Below are 20949 nucleotides of genomic sequence, written 5' to 3' on the forward strand. Positions count from 1 at the left end.
TTTTATAAGTACAACGTCCTTATTATCCTGACTTTGTATGAAAGATTAAGAATTTGACCTACATAAACACAACCATGAATAAATTATGAAATGTAAGTATCAATTAATTCTTCTAGGCGAGAATACAGAGTTTTTCAAAGCACTTGAGCTTGAACTATCTAAAAAGTTCGATGAGTTAAAATTGATTCAAGGTCTACTTAAAGTAATTACTAAAGATAATATAGCTGAATACAAAGGAGGCGAACCCGCTTATGTAATTTACTCAGGGCATAAAAATAATCTTGACACTATTACTGAACAGATAATAGAAAAGCAAAAGCTTGATGGTAATATTATTCTACCAGTTTTCGAGAATGACTTTTCAAATGAAATGCCATCAATTGTAACTAACCTAAATGGATTACCTATTGCGAATAATATTTCTAAAATCTGCAATTTAATACTTGAAGGCTTTGAGTTATTAAGAAAAACTAGAAAGATATTCATTTCATATAAAAGAAGTGAGTCAAGCAATATTGCTATTCAACTGTATGAAGCATTAGAAGCAAATAATTTCGACGTTTTTTTGGATACTCATTCTGTTGACAAAGGAGAAGAATTTCAAGAAGAGCTATGGCACCGAATGACAGATTGTGATGTAATATTAATGCTAAACACTAAAGGCTTTTTAAAAAGTGAGTGGTGTAACAAAGAGCTCGAAAAGGCACATTTAAAAAGAATTGGAATAGTCCATCTTTTGTGGCCAGATTGTGATTTTGAAAAATTCGCTCAGTTAGCACATTCTATGAAACTAACCAATTCCAATTTTGATAAACCCCTATTTTCAGATATATCAACAGGAAGACTTATTAAGCCTGTTGTTACAGAAGTAATAAATCTCGTTGAAGGTGCAAGAGCACGAAACCTTGCTTCTCGTCAGGATGCGTTAATTACTGAATTTATGCAAGCTGGTCATAACAATCATATCGAATTGAACTTGCAGTTTAGCAGATATATCACCCAACAATTAGATAATAGCAAAAGAATTGTTTACATACCAACAGTCGGTATTCCACAGTCGATAAATTGTCATAACTCACAAAAGCTTATTAGTAGGATTGAGCAAAATGAAATTGAGTCTATTCACTTAATATATGATGATTTATCTATTCGTAATTATTGGCTAGAACATCTAGAATGGCTTAATAAGAGATTAGAAATAAAAACGATTAAAAAACAAAATTTCAATTCTTGGTTTAAAAAATAGCAAATATTATGAAGAATATATTTCTATCTGCTAGTATTCCACTACCCGACAGACACCCCAAATATTATGAAACAGCTGATATTATCGCTATTAGAGATTCAGTTATTGCACTAGCAAGCATTGCTCTAACTGAGCATAGAATTATTTGGGGAGGACATCCGTCTATAACACCTTTAATTTATTATGTTATTGAACTAATGTTGATAAATAAGCTTGAGCGTGATGATTGGGATTTGCCATTAACTGATGAAGAAAAGGATAAAATTCAATCAGAGCTAAAAAGTAAAATTCAGAAACATGTACTTCTTTATCAATCACTTTTTTTTGAAAAAGACTTTCCTCCAGAAAATGAGTATTTTCAAAACATTGCTCTTACAGGAAATTTAGGAGATATTCATTCAAGTGTCCAACACATGAGACATAAAATATTCTCTGACAATCACTTTTCAGCTGCTGTTTTCATTGGGGGAATGGATGGTATTGAAGTAGAGTATAAAATGTTTCGTCAATATCATCCTGAGGCAGTAATAATACCAGTTGCAAGTACAGGAGCTGCGACCAAAATTGTTTACGATAACCTTTTCCCTGAAGAGCTGAAAAATGAAAGGTTTTTAAAAGATTATGGTTATATGTCGTTGTTTCAGAAATTTTTAATGGATAAAATATAAACTTATGGCCAAAAGAGTATTCTTTAGTTTCCATTATCAAGATGTCATAGATTTTAGAGCTAATGTAGTTCGCAATCATTGGTTGACTAAGTCTGATAGACAAGCTGCTGGATTTTTTGATTCCTCCATTTGGGAGACCGCTAAAAAGACAAATGATCTAGCTCTAAAAAGATTAATCAATAGTGGATTAGATCATACAAGTAACACTTGTGTGCTTGTTGGAACAGACACTTTTAACAGGAGATGGGTCTCATACGAAATTATGAAAAGCCTACAACGAGGAAGTAATATATTTTGCGTTCATATAAACTCCATTAAAGGAAAGGATGAAAAAACTAAACCCAAAGGAAGTAATCCCCTGTACTTTCTTGGATACTCATTTAGTGATGATGGGAAAAAGCTAAATCTACATGACTACATAAATGGTCAGTGGATTAAATATCCTGATTTAGAAGGTTGGAATGTAAAAGAGGTAGAAAGAAAATATCGTAACAAAATTTATCGACTATCTGAAGACTATGAAATTTATGATTGGGTTGATGATAATGGTTATACTAACTTTATTAACTGGGTAAAATAATGGGAAGAAAGGTTTTTGTTTCGTATAAATATGGTGATACTCTTGTGCAAGACTTGAATATTTATGATGTTAATTGGCTTGGACAAAGAACTAAAATCAAAACTAAAGCTCGACATTACGTTAATTTATTAACTGAGATTTTAGAAGATGATGATAATATATACAAAGGAGAAGATGATGGACAAAGCTTAGTGGATTTCTCCGAAGGTTATATTGAATCTTCTCTTAGAGATAAAATATATGATAGTAGTATTACAATTGTACTAGTATCAAAAGGAATGAAAGATCCACTTAAAACAGAAAAAGATCAATGGATACCATGGGAGATATCTTACTCTTTAAAGGAATATACAAGAAATGGGCGTACGAGTCTATCAAATGGTATTATAGCTGTAGTTCTTCCAGATGAAAACAATAGTTATGACTATTATATCACTTATGATAATGTATGTGAGTGTCGCTCCTTAAACACGCCATTTTTATTTCAAATACTTAAAGATAACATGTTTAATCAAAAATCTCCGAGTATCAGCCAATGTTCTAATGGGAGTACGGTATATCACGGAGACTATAGCTATATCCAAACTGTCAAATGGATTGATTTCAAGAGTAACCCTAATCAGTATTTAGACAAATCAATTGAACTAAGAGATAATAAGGAACTATATAGTTTAACCAAAAATGTAAAATAGTATGAGCAGTAATATCACAGAAACACAACTCTCAAGTTATCGTTCTAGTTGGCAAACCTTTTCTAAAAATGATTTTGTTACTTTAAATGAAAGTTTATCTAGAGATAGTACCAAACCTATGATTTTTCTCTCCCATAAACACGATGAATTAACTATTCTTCAAAACGTCATCTCATTTTTAATTGCTGAAGGTGTGGATATCTACGTTGACTGGATGGATGATGAAATGCCTGCTTATACAAATGCAAGAACAGCAATAAGATTAAAGGAAAAAATCAAAATAGCTAATAAATTCATACTAGTGGCCACTCCTAATGCTATAAACTCCAAATGGTGCAATTGGGAATTAGGACTAGGAGATGCTGCAAAATACATAGAACATATAGCTTTATTACCAATAAACAGAACTTATCAATCTTTTAATGGTTCAGAATATTTAAAAATCTACCCATTCATCCAATATGAAGATGGTAACGGTAAATATTCTAGTGGCACATACATACCAAAAGGCTACTATGTTTTCACACCGTTAGAAAATGGGAATCTTAAGGTTGTACCGCTAAAGGAATGGCTGTTATCTTAATTCATCTAGCCTTTCTAAATGTCAAGTTTTTGACGCCAAAAACTTGACATTTGATTATTATTATTAACTTTGTGTTATGGCACTTACAACATCCATACGCAAGCAAATCAACCAATTAACTGAAGGTAAAACCTTTGGTTATAATGATTTGGCTATTGTCAAAGAAAACTTTAGCACAGCCGCCAAAGCATTAGAGCGCCTCCAAAAAGAGGGTCTAATCAAAAAAGTATCAAAGGGTTTATTCTATAAACCTAAACGAACAATATTCGGAGAGCTACAGCCCGACTATGAAGAACTATTACGCCCCTATCTTTTTGAAAATGGCAAACGAGTAGCCTATGAAACAGGTACATCGCTTTACAAGCGCTTAGGGTTAACTACGCAAATGGCGTTCCGTATCAAGATTGCCAGCCGTGGCAAAAGTATCAAGATCAATCGAGGAGTATTACAAGCCACTGCCGTCAAAAGTTATGCTGAGGTCACCAGTACCAACTATAAGATTTTAGGCTTATTAGATGCCTTCAAAGACATCAAACAAATTCCTGATTGTTCGGTAGCTCAAGCTGTAAATAGGCTAAGCGCCATTCTTAAAGAGCTAGACGAGCAACAAACAGACTCACTAATTCGATATGCGTTACTCTACCCACCCAGAGTAAGGGCATTGGTAGGTGCGGTTTTAACCTACAACGGCTATAACGGAGCAGCCATCGAACAGTTAAAAGAAAGCTTAAACCCTTTATCTATCATCAAGTTGGGTCTTAATGAAATGGATTTACCTACAAAATCTAATTGGTATATTGAATGAAACTACACGAAAATAAAGCATTATTTAAAGACGCTATTCTGTTTACGGCACAGCAAGTGAACCTCAAACCCGAATATATAGAAAAGGACTATTGGGTAACTTACGCATTGTTTACCATTTTTAATAGTGCTATAGGTGAAGACACAGTATTTAAAGGAGGAACAGCATTAAGTAAATGCTACAATGTAATAGAGCGCTTTTCGGAAGATATAGACTTAGTAGTATTACGGAGAGCAGACGAAACGGATAGTAGGTTAAAAACAAAGTTAAAAGCCATAAGCTCGGAGGTAGAAGCTGTATTACCCGAAATAGCAGTAGAGGGAATTACTCAAAAAATGGGAATGAATCGCAAAACGGCGCACTCCTACACCAAAGAATTTAGCGGAGACTACGGCCAAGTAAGAGATGCCATTATCGTAGAAGCAACATGGTTAGGCTATTATGAACCATACACCAAAAAAAGTATAGTTTCATTCATAGGGCAAATGATGTTGGATAATAGTCAGGCTGACCTTGCCGAAAAATATGACTTACTCCCTTTTAATTTACAAGTCTTGGAACCCATCCGAACGATATGCGAAAAAATCATGAGCTTAGTTCGATTTTCGTATAGTTCAAACCCTTTGGATGATTTAAAGAAAAAGATAAGACATACTTACGATTTACATCAATTACTCCAACAAAAAGAGTTCCTAGACTTTTTCAATTCATCCGAGTTTGAAACTATGCTTTTAAAAGTAGCCAATGACGACATTGCTAGTTTTAAAAACAATAATCAATGGTTGGTAAATCATCCCAGTGAAGCACTGATTTTTAAGCACCTAGACGAAGTTTGGAAGGAGTTACAACCAATTTACACAAATGCCTTTAGAAATCTCGTATTCGGGACTTTACCTCAAGGAGACGCGGTTCTAAAAACCTTAAAAATGATTCAAGAAAGACTAAACCCAATTTCTTGGTCAATAACACTTGAAAACTAGAAATGAAATTCACTGAAGCACAACTAGAAAAAGCCTTTATCGAATTACTAGAACAAGAGGGCTTTACACACCAACTGGGACTTAGTATCTCACGCAAACCAGAAGACGTTTTAATAGAAGAAGATCTAAGAAGTTTTCTTCTGAAGAAATATGCAAACGAGGGTATTACTCACAATGAAATAAACACCATCGTTCTACAGCTCAAATCGCTACCATCTTCAGACCTATACGAAAGTAATAAATCATTTTTAAGAATTCTCTCAGATGGGTTGATTCTCAGAAGAGAAGACCGCAATGAAAAAGATCTTTATATCCAACTCATTGACTACACGGGATTAGATACCCAACGCCAACCGAATGAAGAGCAACTGTTGATGTTAGCAGCAGACACAGTTGAAACATACCAGAAGGATGCCAATATCTACAAGATTGTCAACCAATTAGAAATTATTGGTACAGAAAAGCGTATTCCTGATGGTATCCTATACATCAATGGAATACCATTAGTAGTATTCGAATTTAAAAGTGCTATTCGAGAAGAAGCAACGATACATGATGCGTATAAGCAACTAACGGTGCGTTACCGTCGTGATATTCCAGAACTATTAAAATACAATGCTTTTTGTGTTATTAGCGACGGTGTAAATAACAAAGCAGGTTCTTTATTTGCACCGTACGAGTTCTTTTACGCCTGGCGTAGAATCGCAGGGTTAGCCAAAGACGTGGATGGTATAGACAGTATGTTTACCCTAGTTCAGGGAATGTTTCATAAAAACCGACTGCGTGATATTCTTCGCAACTTTATTTATATCCCTGATAGCTCAAAGAAGAACGAAAAGATTGTTTGTCGTTATCCACAATACTATGCAGCAAGAGCACTATTCAACAATATCAAAAATGCTCAAAAGCCAGAAGGAAATGGAAAAGGGGGTACATACTTCGGTGCAACAGGTTGTGGAAAAAGCTATACAATGTTATATCTGACAAGGTTATTGATGAAGAGTGAGTACTTTTTAAGTCCCACAATTGTATTAATTACCGACCGTACGGATTTGGATGACCAACTTTCATCACAGTTTATTAATGCCAAAACATTCATCGGTGACAGCAACATTGAAAGTGTAGAAAGCCGTGCAGACCTCAGAGCCAAACTCCAAGGTAGACAAAGTGGTGGGGTGTTTTTAACTACAATTCACAAGTTTACAGAAGACACAGAACTGTTATCGGAAAGAACTAACATCATTTGTATTTCGGACGAGGCACATCGTAGTCAAACAAATCTTGATCAAAAAGTCAGAGTAACCAAAGAAGGGGTAACCAAAACCTTCGGATTTGCCAAATACCTCCATGATTCATTTCCCAATGCAACATTTGTAGGGTTTACAGGAACGCCAATAGATGCAACACTAGATGTTTTCGGTAAAATAGTAGACACCTATACCATGACAGAATCTGTAAAGGATGAAATCACGGTAAGAATTGTATATGAAGGTAGAGCTGCCAAAGTAGCACTAAAGAATGGCGAACTAGAGAAAATCGAACAATACTATTCGGAAGTTGCCGAACAAGGAGCAAACGAATATCAGATAGATAAGAGTAAGCAAGAAACCACGAAATTATCAATCATACTAGGTGATCCTGACCGACTTCGTGAAGTTGCTAATGACTTCGTAAATCATTACGAAAGTAGAATAGCAGAAGGTGCTACTGTGAAAGGCAAAGCTCTATTTGTCAGTAGTGGACGTGAGATAGCTTATGAACTTTACAAAAATATCATAGCGCTTCGTCCAGAATGGGCAGAAATTCGGGAAGCAGAGGAAGGAGCAGAATTAAGTGAAAAAGATAGAAGAGAGCTCAAGCCAATAGAACGTATCAAACTGGTTATGACTAGAAATCAAGATGACGAAGAAAGTCTCTGGAAATTACTGGGTACAAAAGACGACAGAAAAGAGTTTGACCGTCAATTCAAAAACCCGAAATCCAATTTCAAGATAGCAATCGTAGTAGACATGTGGTTGACTGGTTTTGACGTACCATTCTTGGACAGTATATACATCGATAAACCAATTCAGCAGCATAATTTAATTCAGACTATTTCAAGAGTTAATCGAAAATTTGAAGGTAAACACAAAGGTTTGGTAGTAGACTACATTGGTATTAAAAAGCAAATGAATCTAGCACTTGCCAAATATAACAATGGCGATGGAGAAAACTTTGAGGACTTAGAGCAGTCATTAGTTGTTGTGAGAAACCATTTGGATTTGTTGGCCAGACTAATGCACAAGTTTGATAACACTAAGTACTTTACGGGAACAACCCTAGAGCAACTAAATAACCTAAACTATGCAGTGGAGTTTATCCAACAAACTAAAGAATTAGAAACTAGATTTGTAGGCTTAGTAAAACGACTAAAAGCAGCTTATGATTTATGCTCGGGCAGTGAGAAACTAAGTCAAGCAGAAAGAGACTATACTCATTTTTACTTGGCTGTACGCTCTATTCTGTTCAAACTAACCAGAGGAGATGCTCCAGATACTGAGCAAATGAATGCAAAAGTTAGAGAGATGATTAAAGATGCTCTTCAGAGTGATGGTGTGGAAGAAATATTTAAACTAGGGGAAGGAAACGAAAAAGAACAAGATATTTTTGATGAAGATTATCTAGCCAAAATTGATAAAATTAAGCTCCCCAATACTAAAATTAAACTACTTCAACAGCTATTAGCAAAAGCTATTGGAGAAATGAGGAAAGTAAACCGTGTTAGAGGGATTGATTTTACTAAAAAAATGCAGGCAATTGTAGAACGGTACAATAACCGTGATGCTAATGACATCTTCAGAAGTGAAGTATATGAAGAAATGGCGGAAGCATTAACAAATCTGATTTGGGAGGTTCGTAATGAATTCAGAGCTGGGGATGAGTTTGGAATTGATTTTGAGGAAAAAGCTTTTTATGATATTCTAAAGGAACTCTGTAGAAAATATGAATTCAATTATCCTGACGACCAATTAGTAGCCTTATCACAGGCGGTTAAAAGCATTGTTGATAGTCAAGCTAAATTTCCAGATTGGAACAAACGTGACGACATTAAATCGGCTCTAAAAGTTGATTTAATACTACTATTAGACGAATTTGGTTATCCACCAGTTGAAAGAGATGAAGTATATATTGAAATTTTCGAACAAGCCGAGAATTTCAAGAAGAATCGTGGGTAAGGTTAAAGAGGTTAATTTAACTCCTTCAACGGTATAGCTTCTCCTCTTTAATTCTGAATATTCACATTAACTAAATTACAGTTAAAAGAAAACCATTTTGAAATGGATATTTGGCAATACAAATCTAAGTACCCTAATGATGTTCTAATAATCATAGAAGAGTTTAATAAAAAGGATAAATATGTAATTTTTGATTTTCTTAACAGTGATGAATTGGCGGACTTTATCACCCTCACCGAAATAGAAATTTATGAATCAAAAGGAACAATGATTCTATTTAGAAATTATAATGGCAAAACCCTCACTGAAAATACTGTTTATCCATTTAAACAACTACAGGTTGAGTTCCTTAAGTCACAGTTCTCAAGTAATAATTTAATGAGTGACTCATTCTTAATAAGCTATTCTATAGACCTACAAGGTATTACAAACCAGTTCTTTGGAGATTCATTAACGAATGATAAACCTGAAATGGTTAACCTTGACAATGACTTTATAAGATCTTCCTTATTAAAGAAAGTGCCGTTCCCTTCTCTGAATAAAAGTAAATTAGTAGTACGAAATGTGAAGCAAGGTAATTGGAATGAAATTTGGACAAATAACAATGTAGAGATTGTTTTTGACATTGGTACATCAACCAACGCAGATAAACAAGAAGTCCGAAATCTCATTAACACTAGAACTGAAGAATATTCTAAAAGTAAACCTATACTGATAATTTCACATTGGGATAAAGATCATTATCACTCACTACTAGGGTTTACTGACGAAAAATTAAGCAACAGTTTTAAAAGTATTCTATGTAGGAAAAACCCACCTAACCTAACAAGTCAAAATCTTTTTTCAAGACTGATTAAGACCCTTGGTAACAACCATGTAGAAGCAATTCCACCATTTGAGAGTCCAAGTAAAGAGGAGAAGAAAAAAAGAAAAAGAAATATTTACCACTCTTAAGGCTTATTAACTCTCCAATAAGCTCAATTCTAATCTATAATGCTCAATTTCATAAAAATAGAAATATTTCTGGTATTCTTATCTCTATACAAACTGAAACCCAAACTGCAATTTTATCAGCAGATTTTCACTACGAACAAATTTCTACCTATGTGATACCAGATCTTGTACAAAGTAAAAAACATTCCTTGGTTGTCCCACATCATGGGGGAGAAGCTGGCAGTCTTGTTTATAACTATCAAAAAACTGTTTATCTTGAAAATGCAGTTATTTCAATAGGTAAGAATGGATATAAGCATCCTCTACCACGAGTAACCGATTTTCTAAGAAAAAAAGGCTTTAAACTACATCAAACAAATATCAAAAACGAAGATATTATTATTGAGCTTTCGTAAGCAAAATAAAATGTGTACATAAAAGTATCATTTTCTATACATGAACTTTTAACGTGTATAGAAAACAGCAATTTTATATACACGTTAGACTAAAAACTCACATTTAAAGTTCACTACAATGCCTAGAAAAAAACGCCCACTTATAGATTTTGACCTTCTAAACAAAAGCGACCTTTACATTAACTCAGCAGAAGCAGCGAAAGCCTGTGGACTTGGTGATAAGCTATTTGATAGAGAGGAGTTTTTAGCCTTTAAAGCAGCACGAATGGCTAGTCAAGAAAAGGTGAAGAAAAAGCCCAAAGAGTGAGTCAAATAGAACGCCGTTTATACTATATCGGGGCTCTTTTTACTCAAACTTTGATACCCCGTATGCTACCCAAAATAGAAATAGAATTTAATACCCTGTTAATCAGAAGGTTTGCATAATCCCGTCCAGACCGCCGAGTAAAAGTCTCATAATCAATAGATTGTGAGACTTTTTTGTTTATATTGGTTTAAACCATAATTTTCGGTTTAAACATAGTTTAAACTTTTATAAATAGTCAAACTGATTCATAGAATTGAATATCATATCACTAAAAACCCTATTTCTTAAAAATCATCTTCTATTTTAAACAAACCTACTTCCTATTTCGATATATTGCATCTCAATTAAACTGTTGGTTTCTATGCAATCTATTCAACCGAGCACCTCTCAAACGCTTTCCTCTTTAGGAAAAAGCCTTACACAAGATTCGTCTTTTACCCCTTATGAAACACGCATTCATCGTGACCGCCCTGCTTGTGTTGTTTTTTTAGTTGACCAAAGCGGAAGTATGAAAAATGCTTGGGGAAGCGATAGTGGTAAGTCTAAAGCAGAAATGGTGGCTTTGTATGTCAATAACGCCATTCATGAAATTATTAATATTTGCCAGAAGACAGAATCTGAACCTCGTCACTATTTTGATATTGCCGTGATTGGCTATGGAAAAGAAGCTGAGAATGCTCAACTTTTGTGGGAAGGCAACTTGGCTGAAAAAACTTTTGTCTCTCCTGCCGAGCTCAAACAAAACCCTACTGGCAACCAAGGTGAAATAGAAGTTGTTCGTCGGACTTTTAAGGGTGAAATTCTCGTGAAAATTCCTGTTGTGTATTGGTTTTCTCCTGTAGCCGAATCGCTTACACCTATGGGAAGTGCTTTTGATAAATGTACCAAACTATTGGAGGATTGGACAGTCCAACATCCCAATAGCTTTCCTCCTATTGTGATTAATATTACGGATGGAGAACAAACCGACTGTAAAGACCATGAACTGCTAGACAAAGCTTATCAATTACGCCAAATACAAACGCTCTACGGCAAGACACTGTTGTTTAACGTGCATATTTCTTCTTCTTCCGAACAAAGCGTTGTTTTTCCCGAAAACGCCAACGAAATACCTTCAAACAAACAATCACAGCTTTTGTACGAAATGAGTAGCGTATTACCAATGGCTTTTAACCAACGTATTGCGACAGAGGTGAAAAAAACAGATTTATCAGAAAATACAACCTATGTTGCTATGACTTTCCAAGCTTCGGTTAGTGATATGATTAAATGTTTAGATATTGGTACAAAAACTATTAAAACCGCCTAATAAATATCCGTTGATAAAATGCTACCCACCACCCAAGAATACAAAATATCCATCATGATTGGAGAAGATTCTTTCAGAACGTTGAAAGATATAGAAATCATTTCCAACCCCAATTATCCAAACGAGCCTTGGTACAGTACTGGTGGTTTGGCTATTGTGTTTAAAATAAAAATGAAGGAGAAATTTTATGCCTTAAAATGTTTTTACGTCGAAACAAACGAACGTCAAGAGCGTTTGGAGCATATTGCTACTTACCTCAAACAAAACCCTTCTCCGTATTTTGTAGATTTTACCTATCTCGATAACGAACTTTGGGTAGAAACCGCCCAAGGAGGTAATGGCTACCCAGTAATTTTGATGGAATGGGTAGAAGGTAAAACGCTAGATAATTATTTGGCAGAGGTTTGTAAAATACAAGACAAAGCCCGTCTGCAAAATCTCTATTTTCAGTTTTGTAACCTAGCTTGGTGGCTACAACAACAGCCTATCGCTCATGGTGATTTGAAGCATGACAATCTTATTGTTACGACAGAAGGAAAACTAAAACTGATAGATTATGATGGGATGTTTGTACCTGCATTGAGTAGCAGAAAAGCTAGCGAATTGGGAAGTCCTTGCTACCAACATCCTCAGAGAGATACTCATTTTTTCAACAAAGATTTGGATGATTTTAGTTTGTTGATACTCCAAATTACGCTTTTAGCCTTACAACATGAGCCTAACCTTTTTGCCAAGCATTATAATGGGGATGGTATTTTATTGAAGGACACAGATTACAGAAACTTTTCAGGAAGTAGTATCAAGACTACCTTATGGCAATTGCCAGAAGTAAAATTACCATTATTGTTAAGCCAAGTACAAGCTAATCTTAATCAGTTAAGAGCGATTGATTTAATGCCGTTAATACAGGATGTGGAGTGGATTAATTGGTTGGTTGATAGCCAAGAAAGGAACTATAAAATTCAGATAAGCCAGAATACTTTTGTTCGTGAGGATGATTTTTATGAAAAATTATTGGATAGAAGTAATATAAGGCAAGCAATAGATTTGGCATTAAATGCAAGGATGGAATATGATATGTATTATGACCCATTCGATATAGATATATTAAATATTTTTAAGGATGAAGACTCCAGAGAGATATGGGCTGAAAATATAGTAAATAAAATATATAATAAGATTAGATTTAAAGATTTAACTTTTGATAAATGTACGACCTATGAATTCCCTAAAAATGAAAAAGAAAATAGAGTAACTTATTACATGAAATTTGAAGATTATGTAACAAGATATTTATTAGGTTTGGTAATCTATGAGTTTAAGAGCCAATTAGTAACTACAAATTCATTTAATTACAATAATGATATTTTTAGTTTGGTGAAAATGCCAGAAATAGACCGTCCGCCTACAAAATGGATAAAGTGGATTGAGTATAATTTTTTTAATGGCAGTCATAGATATATGGCTCATTTTGATGTGAAAAACTTCTTTGATAACGTTAATCATAAAATATTATTAGCCACAATATCGGATGAACTAAAAATAGCTAAAAGTTCATTTTTTTACCTGTTACTAAAATCGAGCTTATCATCTATTAACGAATGTAAAGCTAATCAAGATGAAAGTGGGTTAATTGTTCAATCTTTAGACCGTTTTTTCGCAGATATTTATTTGAAAACCATTGATGACATATTTTTGAAGGAAAATCGTGTGCTATATAACCGTAAAGTAGATGATATTGTAATACTCTTTAATGATTACTCAATTTATAATGAGATTGTTGAATTGATAGACGAAAAAATGAATAGCATTAATCTTAGATTGAATACAGAAAAAACAGAATTGATTGATTTACTAACATTAGACAACAAAGAGGATAAGTTTTTTGATATGGTGTCAAATTCTTATACCGATGGTGCTTCATACAGTGCAATATTATTGAAAATTAAGACAAATTTTAATAGTGGAAAAGCTAAACGGGTTTTTAACTGGGAAATAGATAGCTCTTTTGGTTTTCAAAAATACATCAACCAAAGAATATTAGATGGGTTTTGGTGGGAAGATGGAGAGAATCTTGGTATAATTGATTTTAAAACAAGAGATATTTATGGTGAAGAAATAAGTACCATTAGAGATGACTTTTCAATTATTACATTGCCTGATAATTGGGATTCAGAATTAGGTAGTGATCATTATACTGAATTTATTTACTTTATGTTGGAATCTAAGCTTTCTGTTGCAATGAAAGTTAGAATATTAAAAGAAAATTTCACTACAATTAATGTTTCTAAAAAAGAAGTTTTTTTTAGAACAAATCCTTATTATTTGTATGTACTGATGAATTGTATGATTCAAGATTTTGCCATATTTAAACCAAAGTATTTTTCAAGCAACCAAAAGTATTTCAAACTTAGGCAACTTCTTTTTGATAATAATGTCCTAAGCCTTGTAACAAGGAGAAATATAATTATTAAAACAACTTTAGATTATTTACAAGCAAATAAAAATAGTTTTGAAAATACTAATACCATATGATTTTTTACTATTAAATTTTATTGATGAGATAATGGCTGAAATTTGAGATGTTTTAACTTAAAGTAATTATAAATACTAATTAATCTTAGTTAAAAAGAGTATAAGTAATTGAATTTTAGTGGATTGTTATTTTTGGGGCAAAATAATAGAAATTAGTTATTTTTTGGAGATTTGGTATTTGTTTTGAAATATTTGGTGAAAAATAAAACCATAAACAGTATGAATATAGCACCATTTATAAGTTCATTAGGATTGATTTTTGATATTACGGGGTTTATCCTAATTTCACTTACTATCATTTGTCCCAAAAAACCGAATAATTTAGAAACAGTTGATTTGGTTGACGCATCAGGGAAGCCATTAATTGATAATATTATCACTCTTGAATATCTAAAAAGTGATTGTAAAGCCAAATGGGGGTTTTGGTTAATAATAATAGGATTTTTGTTGCAACTAATGGGCAACCTATACCCAATGATGTCATATTGTAAACAGTAATTAACGACTAATATAATGGAAATTATACAAAGAGTCTTCTTTCATGAACTGGGGCATTTTATAGCACATGAGTTGAATCATAAACATTACAATGGGACAGGTGTGGAAGAAATGGCTCTATTTCCTTGCAAAGAAAACACTAATGAATTTTGTGGTCATTGTAAGCCCATAAACAATAGCGAAGAAAACAATCCAGTACTAATTGAAAGGCTTCCCGAATATTTAGCAGTCTTAGTCCATGGTTGTCTATTTCAAGCATATTTTATGAAACAAAATTTCACTGAATGTTTATGTTGCCAAGGAAATGGTTTGAAAGATTTGACGGGTTGGACTGCTATTTTGAGCTCTTTTAAGCAAAATACTTCTAATTTCTCTTCAATTGAAGATGAATTTTTCAAAAGAATAACTACGGAAAATGCCCTTGAAAGGTTTAGAAAACTAAATATCTGGGATTATTTAACAAATACAGATAATCAGAGATATTTAGTTAATATAGAAAAACTCAGAGACGATATTTCGGTAGGAATTGTAGAATATTTGCCATACTACAATGAATTGATAACGCAATACAAACTCAAAGTTCGGCATCCTATGACATAACAAATTGATGTTAGTAAGTACATCAAAAAGAATATTACGTTCTTGCTAAATTATGATTTTATAGCTGATTGATAATTAAGCAAATTAATGTTTTCATTATTTATTTTATCTATAAGTTCTTGCTCGGTAAGTAAATAATAGATAGAATCTCCATCCGTAAATACTTTTTGTGTAGTATTATAAAAATCATCATTTTGATAAGCTCCTATTTTTTGTAAATATCTTAGTGCTGAAAACCTGTTAGGGAACAAAGTGGATTTATCTGGAGAGTATAATTTGTCTGCCATGATAAATTCTGAACCTCGTACACAGATAAATTCTGTTTCGCCCTCACAGACGAATTCATTTAAAATTGCATAAGTATTATTAGCCATTTTTTTAGTATTAAAGAGGTGATTATACCTCTGGTCTTTAAAATTTCCATAAATGTATAAACAATAACATAACTTTGACCGAACTATGCTCATTGTTATAGCTAAACCAAATATTCAAAAAGTCGTGTCAACAGAATATTCTAAAGCCCAAACCCTCTCCAAAACCCACAACAACCCATCACCCTTACCCAACGAAGACCGTATTTCGTTTACTCTACCAAACATTTGGGCTGTAGCTGATGGTGCTGGTGGTACGGGTATCTTGTGTGGTGAATGGGCGGAGTTTCTGTTAGCACATTTACCGTCAGTGTATATCAATTCTTGGGAGGCATTTATTGCATGGATAGAGCCTTTGGCTGAAGCCTTCATACAAGAATATGAACCATTGATACAACATGACTCATTTCAACTCAAACGCTTTTACCAAGAAGGCAGTGCCTGTACTTTGGCGGTAGTCTGGCAAGTAGATAGTATTTTTCATTGGCTTACTTTTGGCGATAGTCATGTGTTTTTTTATGCCAACAATCAATTGCAAAGTTACCCTTTTCAATCAACCGAGGAACTTTCGGGAGGTACACATCTGCTCAATTGTTCAATATTTCCTAATGAATTAGGTTTTCGTTGTGGTAGCTTTGAAGGGATATATAATACTTGTTTATTAGCTACTGATGCTATCAGTAAACATATCTTACTGCAATATCAAACTCAAGCAGAAGCTTTTGATATTTTCATCGAAACCCTCACCCACTCGCTAGAAAGCCCCGAAAGCTTTTGGCAGTATATACAACACAATCCAACCATCGAAGAAGACGATTATAGTCTAATTATCATAAGACCATGATTAAAGCCTATTTTAAAGGATTAAAACCTTTAGTACTTGAGCAAATCCAAGAAGCGAAAGAGAGTATTCAAATTGCAGTAGCATGGTTTACAGACCAAGATGTTTTGGATATATTGGTAGAAAAACGCAAACAAGGCATACAAGTTCAGGTATTAATTTCTAACGACCGTAAAAATTTTGAAGAAGCCTATTCTTTAGACTTTACCAAACTCCAACAAATAGGAGGAAAATTAATCGTAGTCGAAACCAGTTTTATGCACCATAAGTTTTGTATTGTTGACCAACAAGTATTGCTAACGGGTTCGGCAAATTATACTTACAGTGGTTTCCATAAAAACAACGAATCTATCATTATTACCGACGAACAGGAAAGTATAAAAGACTTTTTATTAGAATTTGAGCGGTTTATAGAACAAGCCATAGAGGAAGAAGGCTTAGTAGTATCTCCATTGGTACAAGCACTTCATCATCAAATTAAGCTGTACAACTCACAAATTAGTTGGTTAGAAGTAGCCTTAGCAGAAGCAGAAAAGCAGTTAGAGTGCTACGAAGCAGGTTATCGAGTACGATTCCAGCAAATCATAGAAGAGATTTTATTACTCCAGCGGGATATTTTGGCGTATAAAGCCCAGAGAACTGAAAAACAAGAAGCAAAAAAGCAATACCAAGAAGCAAAAGTCAGGTGGGAATCCTTTCAAAATATCATTGCCGAAGATACCCAAACGATAACAAAAGCAAAAGACGATATTTTACAAGAAAGTCTGAAACAACTCTATCGTGAAGGGGTAAAGCTTTGTCATCCAGATAGTCCTTTGGTTGAAGAAGCCCATAAAGCGCAGGCACAACAGATATTCTTGAAACTGAAACAAGCTTATGACCAAAACGATTTAAAGGCACTCCAAACGATTGTAGCTGAACTGAAATTAGGAATTGCATTTGGCGATAGCAACGTTTCGGGAGCATCTATTAATGATTTGGAAGCATTTGCACAACAACTTGCAGAACAGGTTCAACAATTAGCCGAGCGACTCTCCACTTTACAGAACGATTATCGTTATATATTACAAATGGGTGAGGAGGCTGTGTTAGAAAAGCATTTTGACAGAGAGGAGATGATTTTGAAGGAAAAAAGAAGGACTTTAGTAGAAGAAATAGGGAGGATATCTAAGATATGAGTGTGTTGGCTCAGGGTTCTATAAGATTGAAACTTCATACATTTGTATCATGATATTCTTACTTTATCAAACAACATCCTAGTAATGTTAAGCTTCTTTTAAGGGATTAGGAATTCTCTTTGCCCTAATCCCTATACATCACTTATGATTTACCGAATGTTATTGATATTCTTTTCATTTTTCAATCCTATAATTAACTCCTTCTTCCTCTATCATCATCGCATTTTCCTCATGTCTTTTTTTAGGCAAATAGTGGAAGATTATATATAGACAAGCCCCAAACACTAGAAGCAAAATAAAGAAGAGAAATCTCCACCAACTAAAACCTTTACTGGTAGATGGTGTGACTACTTCAATAGCTTTCTCAATAGCTAAACCTGATAGACTTTCGCCCACATTTTCAAACGGATTAGAAATTATTTCGAACATGATTACGAGAGTTTAACGGTGTCTAATAAGATGGTGTAAATATCCTCAATCTGGGTAATCGTTTTACTTACGGTCTCTCCATAGATATTTCTGTATTCGAGAGTCTGACCTTTACGCAGTTGAAATGCGTTTTGCAATAACTCATTTTCATAAAAATCGACTTTCCTTTTAAAATGATGAAGGTCGGCTTTTTGTTGAGATAACAATGTCTCCAACTCAGAGTTGTTGTCTGATTTTGTTTGCTGCTTTCGGGTTGATATGATAGTGTCTACATACTCACTCAAAGTCATTCCCATTTGCTGAGCCTCTTGTGCCAATTCTATTTTAGTTCGAGCTTCACACTTGAAGCCTAAGGTTACTTTGTTGGTAGCATATTGGAGTCCTTCCAACTGTAATGCTCTCCCTGTTCTAATTTCGTTCATTGCTTAATATTAGATTAATCGTTATTAACTTACTGGTTTAAAAATAATTAACCCTCGAAAACCACCTTTGGGTTAACGAGGGTTAATATGCGTTAATTCGAATTAATTGAAGTTAATTCATGCTGTTTACATGAGTCAGTCAGGGGGCTCTCCTAGATGGTTTATGATTAACTCCACTTGCTTAGGAGTGAATATCCTTTGATTTTCAATCAGAACAAGATTCGAGATTAATCCAAGCCATTTATTAAAAGTAGGTAGGCTTACCTTATATTTTCGAGCTAACTCCGTTCTATTCATCGGAGGAAACTTATTTGTATCAGACATAATATTGAGAGCTTTTATACGCTCGCATTCGCAGACCCATATATATGACTTTGCGAGTGCGAACATGTTAAAATGGAATAATTAATTTGTAATGTGCACTCTTCCCCACCGTAAATCGTTCAATAAATCCCTTGTCATCTAGCTCCTTGAGCCTATCCTCAACTATCCTCGAACCACAATCAAAAGCCTCCGTAATCAACTCAATCAACTCTTTTTTACTTTTGGGTTCCTTCATATTATCTGTAAGCCAATTTTGAATGTCTGCTATCTGTGCCTTACTTTTCTTCATGGCTAGCTTTTCATTAATAAAGTCACTGCTAGCAAGGACTAACCCTTTTGTTTCTTCTGAATACTGTACGTAAATTGGGTCTAATCTCTTAGTATTTCTTGAGTGTAAGAACTTTAAACGTATCAAGTCTGTATCGTTTCCTTGATTATCCTTTTCAAAGCCTATCTGTATAACTTGTGAAGCCTTATTATTTAATTCCGTACCAAGGTGTCCACGACCTTTGTCGTTACCTGCTGAAGGATTTTCATGAATTACACAAAGAAAAGTAACATTATAGGTGTTAATGGTTTCATTGAGCATATCAACAAGTCTAAGGCTTTCTCTTACATCATTAAAGTTCTCAACGCAGTCAGTCACGACATCGAACACAATGAAGAGATTATATATATCATATCGTGTTCTAAACCTTTTGATATACTCATTTAACGTATCAAACCTTTCACTTCGAGGAATATCAATTAACGATATGTAATCTAAATTTTCGGGTTTATCTTCTATCGAATAGCCTGAAAGTAGCTTGATTTTTTGAATAGCATAAGGAAATTGGTCATTGATATTACGTTCTGTATCGACATATAGCACAACTGATTTCTGCATTGCATTTCGTTTCATGCCTAGAAACCGATGACTTGATTGTGTAATATCTCTTTGCAACATCAATCCACAAAAAATCTCCGTTAACCTTGATTTGTGTACACCCTTTTTACCTTGAATAATATTTATCGTGTTAGGAAAAATAATACCTGTTTCATTATACGTAATGATGGGAGAACTAAATGCAATCGTTTTACAGCTATTAGATTGTATCTTTTCCTGTGTTGCCAGAATCTTTGCAAGGTTATCTTTTTCATAAACTACTCCGCTAATCTGTTCAGGATTGAGGCATTGCTTATATTTATCAATATTCATTATTTTCTTCATTTAGGGTTGTAAAACATCGACTTAGAAGTAGATTAATGACATTATCTTGTAAATCATTACGCTCCTTTAATTCCTGATTTTGAAGTAGTAGCACTTGTTTTTCACACGTTAGTTTCGATAAAAGTGAAGCGATTTGTGCCGTTTCTTCAAGATACGTCCTCTTTAGAAGTTGTACCATATCCAATAGACCAATGATTTGATTGATTTCTGTCTCTAAATTTTTAATTCTCACAGAAACATCTTCCTTCATTTCATCAAAAAGCATTTTTCTTAGCTTTTCCAGATATTTACATTTAGCATCAAGTAGTTTTCTACATGAAAAAAGCTTTGAGCAAATGCTTCCTCCCAATACAAAACAAAAGCTTTAGTATCGGCTTGTTTATGAGGATTATTCATCGTAAGCCTCCTTTCTTACCAAAACCTTCTTCTTCGATTTCCTTTCGAGTTTTCTTTTTACCAGACTCGACCCACTGAATAAGGTCTGCTTTGAAGAAAAGAATCTTCTTACCAATTTTTTGAAAAGGAATCTTCCTAGCGGAAGTAAATTGATACAGTGTTGATTTCGGAATATTTAAAAATGAAGAAGCTTCATCTATCGACAAAGGCTTGTCGACTGTTCCTAAAGATTTTGGTGTTTGCTCAGCAATGACTTGGCGAACGGAATGCTGAATTAGTGATACTAATTCTTCTGGAGTTACTAAGATTAATTTGGATGATATTTCCATTTGTGTCATCTACTCAGGGGGATTGTTCGTTGTCCCTTTCGATGACACAAAGTTTTATTGGTTTTTTGTGGTTGTTTATAGA

The 20949-nt window shown here is 34.0% G+C and carries 24 protein-coding genes; 17 read left to right on the forward strand and 7 right to left on the reverse strand.

Annotation, left to right across the window (positions count from 1 at the left end):
- Positions 1 to 85 precede the first annotated feature (85 nt).
- The 15 genes from thcB4 to FLEMA_RS74080 all read left to right on the forward strand — a co-directional run bounded on the left by thcB4 (position 86) and on the right by FLEMA_RS74080 (position 15367).
- On the forward strand, positions 86 to 1246 hold the full coding sequence (thcB4, locus tag FLEMA_RS74025) for a Thoeris type III anti-phage system protein ThcB4 (RefSeq protein ID WP_044173526.1): 1161 nt from the start codon (positions 86 to 88) through the stop codon (positions 1244 to 1246).
- Positions 1247 to 1254: 8 nt separating this feature from the next.
- A complete protein-coding gene (gene thcA / locus FLEMA_RS74030) occupies positions 1255 to 1914 on the forward strand; it encodes a Thoeris type III anti-phage system protein ThcA (RefSeq protein WP_044173529.1) in 660 nt (219 codons plus the stop codon).
- Between the two features lie 4 nt (positions 1915 to 1918).
- The gene (locus tag FLEMA_RS74035; RefSeq protein ID WP_044173533.1) at positions 1919 to 2494 is read left to right on the forward strand and encodes a TIR domain-containing protein; all 576 of its coding nucleotides are present in this window, start codon (positions 1919 to 1921) and stop codon (positions 2492 to 2494) included.
- Positions 2494 to 3186, forward strand: coding sequence for a TIR domain-containing protein (locus FLEMA_RS74040; RefSeq protein WP_044173535.1), 693 nt, complete (start codon positions 2494 to 2496; stop codon positions 3184 to 3186). The genes FLEMA_RS74035 and FLEMA_RS74040 overlap by 1 nt, the downstream gene beginning before the upstream one ends.
- A gap of 1 nt (position 3187) precedes the next feature.
- Positions 3188 to 3769 carry a TIR domain-containing protein gene (locus FLEMA_RS0153620; protein WP_044173537.1) on the forward strand — a complete coding sequence of 194 codons (582 nt, stop codon included), beginning with the start codon at positions 3188 to 3190 and terminating at the stop codon, positions 3767 to 3769.
- A gap of 76 nt (positions 3770 to 3845) precedes the next feature.
- A complete protein-coding gene (locus FLEMA_RS74045; RefSeq protein ID WP_044173539.1) occupies positions 3846 to 4574 on the forward strand; it encodes a DUF6088 family protein in 729 nt (242 codons plus the stop codon).
- Positions 4571 to 5554: a nucleotidyl transferase AbiEii/AbiGii toxin family protein gene (locus tag FLEMA_RS74050; protein WP_044173541.1), complete on the forward strand. Its 984-nt coding sequence runs from the start codon at positions 4571 to 4573 to the stop codon at positions 5552 to 5554. The genes FLEMA_RS74045 and FLEMA_RS74050 overlap by 4 nt, the downstream gene beginning before the upstream one ends.
- A gap of 2 nt (positions 5555 to 5556) precedes the next feature.
- A complete protein-coding gene (locus tag FLEMA_RS74055) occupies positions 5557 to 8769 on the forward strand; it encodes a type I restriction endonuclease subunit R (RefSeq protein WP_044173544.1) in 3213 nt (1070 codons plus the stop codon).
- A gap of 102 nt (positions 8770 to 8871) precedes the next feature.
- Positions 8872 to 9723 (forward strand): hypothetical protein, encoded by an 852-nt coding sequence (locus tag FLEMA_RS74060; protein WP_044173546.1) that lies wholly within the window; start codon positions 8872 to 8874, stop codon positions 9721 to 9723.
- Positions 9724 to 9875: 152 nt separating this feature from the next.
- A complete protein-coding gene (locus tag FLEMA_RS0153755) occupies positions 9876 to 10118 on the forward strand; it encodes a ComEC/Rec2 family competence protein (RefSeq protein WP_044173548.1) in 243 nt (80 codons plus the stop codon).
- A 118-nt stretch (positions 10119 to 10236) separates the two neighbouring features.
- The gene (locus FLEMA_RS0153765; protein ID WP_026997225.1) at positions 10237 to 10425 is read left to right on the forward strand and encodes a hypothetical protein; all 189 of its coding nucleotides are present in this window, start codon (positions 10237 to 10239) and stop codon (positions 10423 to 10425) included.
- 361 nt (positions 10426 to 10786) lie between these two features.
- Positions 10787 to 11734: a vWA domain-containing protein gene (locus tag FLEMA_RS74065; protein ID WP_044173551.1), complete on the forward strand. Its 948-nt coding sequence runs from the start codon at positions 10787 to 10789 to the stop codon at positions 11732 to 11734.
- Positions 11735 to 11788: 54 nt separating this feature from the next.
- Positions 11789 to 14269 (forward strand): protein kinase domain-containing protein, encoded by a 2481-nt coding sequence (locus FLEMA_RS74070; RefSeq protein WP_044173554.1) that lies wholly within the window; start codon positions 11789 to 11791, stop codon positions 14267 to 14269.
- A 219-nt stretch (positions 14270 to 14488) separates the two neighbouring features.
- On the forward strand, positions 14489 to 14767 hold the full coding sequence (locus FLEMA_RS74075; protein ID WP_044173555.1) for a hypothetical protein: 279 nt from the start codon (positions 14489 to 14491) through the stop codon (positions 14765 to 14767).
- Positions 14768 to 14782: 15 nt separating this feature from the next.
- Complete coding sequence (locus FLEMA_RS74080; protein WP_044173557.1) at positions 14783 to 15367, forward strand: hypothetical protein; 585 nt, start codon at positions 14783 to 14785, stop codon at positions 15365 to 15367.
- A gap of 50 nt (positions 15368 to 15417) precedes the next feature.
- Here the strand turns inward: FLEMA_RS74080 and FLEMA_RS74085 are convergent, their stop codons facing one another.
- Positions 15418 to 15741 carry a hypothetical protein gene (locus tag FLEMA_RS74085; RefSeq protein WP_026997229.1) on the reverse strand — a complete coding sequence of 108 codons (324 nt, stop codon included), beginning with the start codon at positions 15739 to 15741 and terminating at the stop codon, positions 15418 to 15420.
- Positions 15742 to 15826: 85 nt separating this feature from the next.
- On the opposite strand from FLEMA_RS74085, the gene FLEMA_RS74090 reads away from it, so the two are divergent.
- Complete coding sequence (locus FLEMA_RS74090) at positions 15827 to 16582, forward strand: protein phosphatase 2C domain-containing protein (RefSeq protein WP_044173562.1); 756 nt, start codon at positions 15827 to 15829, stop codon at positions 16580 to 16582.
- On the forward strand, positions 16579 to 17757 hold the full coding sequence (locus FLEMA_RS74095) for a phospholipase D-like domain-containing protein (RefSeq protein WP_044173564.1): 1179 nt from the start codon (positions 16579 to 16581) through the stop codon (positions 17755 to 17757). Before FLEMA_RS74090 ends, FLEMA_RS74095 begins: the two co-directional genes overlap by 4 nt.
- Positions 17758 to 17931: 174 nt before the next feature.
- Here the strand turns inward: FLEMA_RS74095 and FLEMA_RS0153935 are convergent, their stop codons facing one another.
- From FLEMA_RS0153935 to FLEMA_RS0153985, 6 genes are all read right to left on the reverse strand, one after another.
- On the reverse strand, positions 17932 to 18186 hold the full coding sequence (locus FLEMA_RS0153935) for a hypothetical protein (protein WP_026997232.1): 255 nt from the start codon (positions 18184 to 18186) through the stop codon (positions 17932 to 17934).
- A 2-nt stretch (positions 18187 to 18188) separates the two neighbouring features.
- Complete coding sequence (locus tag FLEMA_RS74100; RefSeq protein ID WP_044173566.1) at positions 18189 to 18608, reverse strand: hypothetical protein; 420 nt, start codon at positions 18606 to 18608, stop codon at positions 18189 to 18191.
- 391 nt (positions 18609 to 18999) lie between these two features.
- A complete protein-coding gene (locus FLEMA_RS74105; protein WP_044173568.1) occupies positions 19000 to 20142 on the reverse strand; it encodes a hypothetical protein in 1143 nt (380 codons plus the stop codon).
- Positions 20120 to 20407, reverse strand: a complete 288-nt coding sequence (locus FLEMA_RS0153975) for a hypothetical protein (protein ID WP_026997236.1) — start codon at positions 20405 to 20407, stop codon at positions 20120 to 20122. Before FLEMA_RS0153975 ends, FLEMA_RS74105 begins: the two co-directional genes overlap by 23 nt.
- A gap of 5 nt (positions 20408 to 20412) precedes the next feature.
- Entirely contained in the window at positions 20413 to 20538 is a 126-nt protein-coding gene (locus FLEMA_RS77300) for a hypothetical protein (protein ID WP_262486526.1), read from the reverse strand.
- On the reverse strand, positions 20535 to 20867 hold the full coding sequence (locus FLEMA_RS0153985; RefSeq protein WP_026997237.1) for a helix-turn-helix domain-containing protein: 333 nt from the start codon (positions 20865 to 20867) through the stop codon (positions 20535 to 20537). Before FLEMA_RS0153985 ends, FLEMA_RS77300 begins: the two co-directional genes overlap by 4 nt.
- Between the last annotated feature and the right edge of the window lie 82 nt (positions 20868 to 20949).

This window comes from Flectobacillus major DSM 103, assembly GCF_000427405.1.
GTDB lineage: Bacteria > Bacteroidota > Bacteroidia > Cytophagales > Spirosomataceae > Flectobacillus > Flectobacillus major.

Coding starts and splice junctions, on each gene's coding strand:
- FLEMA_RS74070 (WP_044173554.1), top strand. CDS start 11,789: ATGATTGGAGAAGATTCTTTCAGAACGTTGAAAGATATAGAAATCATT.
- FLEMA_RS74085 (WP_026997229.1), bottom strand. CDS start 15,741: ATGGCTAATAATACTTATGCAATTTTAAATGAATTCGTCTGTGAGGGC.
- FLEMA_RS0153620 (WP_044173537.1), top strand. CDS start 3,188: ATGAGCAGTAATATCACAGAAACACAACTCTCAAGTTATCGTTCTAGT.
- FLEMA_RS74050 (WP_044173541.1), top strand. CDS start 4,571: ATGAAACTACACGAAAATAAAGCATTATTTAAAGACGCTATTCTGTTT.
- FLEMA_RS74040 (WP_044173535.1), top strand. CDS start 2,494: ATGGGAAGAAAGGTTTTTGTTTCGTATAAATATGGTGATACTCTTGTG.
- FLEMA_RS74095 (WP_044173564.1), top strand. CDS start 16,579: ATGATTAAAGCCTATTTTAAAGGATTAAAACCTTTAGTACTTGAGCAA.
- FLEMA_RS74045 (WP_044173539.1), top strand. CDS start 3,846: ATGGCACTTACAACATCCATACGCAAGCAAATCAACCAATTAACTGAA.
- FLEMA_RS74100 (WP_044173566.1), bottom strand. CDS start 18,608: ATGAACGAAATTAGAACAGGGAGAGCATTACAGTTGGAAGGACTCCAA.
- FLEMA_RS74090 (WP_044173562.1), top strand. CDS start 15,827: ATGCTCATTGTTATAGCTAAACCAAATATTCAAAAAGTCGTGTCAACA.
- FLEMA_RS0153975 (WP_026997236.1), bottom strand. CDS start 20,407: ATGCTTTTTGATGAAATGAAGGAAGATGTTTCTGTGAGAATTAAAAAT.
- FLEMA_RS0153985 (WP_026997237.1), bottom strand. CDS start 20,867: ATGGAAATATCATCCAAATTAATCTTAGTAACTCCAGAAGAATTAGTA.
- FLEMA_RS74065 (WP_044173551.1), top strand. CDS start 10,787: ATGCAATCTATTCAACCGAGCACCTCTCAAACGCTTTCCTCTTTAGGA.
- FLEMA_RS74035 (WP_044173533.1), top strand. CDS start 1,919: ATGGCCAAAAGAGTATTCTTTAGTTTCCATTATCAAGATGTCATAGAT.
- FLEMA_RS74080 (WP_044173557.1), top strand. CDS start 14,783: ATGGAAATTATACAAAGAGTCTTCTTTCATGAACTGGGGCATTTTATA.
- FLEMA_RS0153765 (WP_026997225.1), top strand. CDS start 10,237: ATGCCTAGAAAAAAACGCCCACTTATAGATTTTGACCTTCTAAACAAA.
- thcA (WP_044173529.1), top strand. CDS start 1,255: ATGAAGAATATATTTCTATCTGCTAGTATTCCACTACCCGACAGACAC.
- FLEMA_RS0153935 (WP_026997232.1), bottom strand. CDS start 18,186: ATGTTCGAAATAATTTCTAATCCGTTTGAAAATGTGGGCGAAAGTCTA.
- FLEMA_RS74105 (WP_044173568.1), bottom strand. CDS start 20,142: ATGAAGAAAATAATGAATATTGATAAATATAAGCAATGCCTCAATCCT.
- FLEMA_RS74075 (WP_044173555.1), top strand. CDS start 14,489: ATGAATATAGCACCATTTATAAGTTCATTAGGATTGATTTTTGATATT.
- FLEMA_RS74055 (WP_044173544.1), top strand. CDS start 5,557: ATGAAATTCACTGAAGCACAACTAGAAAAAGCCTTTATCGAATTACTA.
- thcB4 (WP_044173526.1), top strand. CDS start 86: ATGAAATGTAAGTATCAATTAATTCTTCTAGGCGAGAATACAGAGTTT.
- FLEMA_RS74060 (WP_044173546.1), top strand. CDS start 8,872: ATGGATATTTGGCAATACAAATCTAAGTACCCTAATGATGTTCTAATA.
- FLEMA_RS77300 (WP_262486526.1), bottom strand. CDS start 20,538: ATGAATAATCCTCATAAACAAGCCGATACTAAAGCTTTTGTTTTGTAT.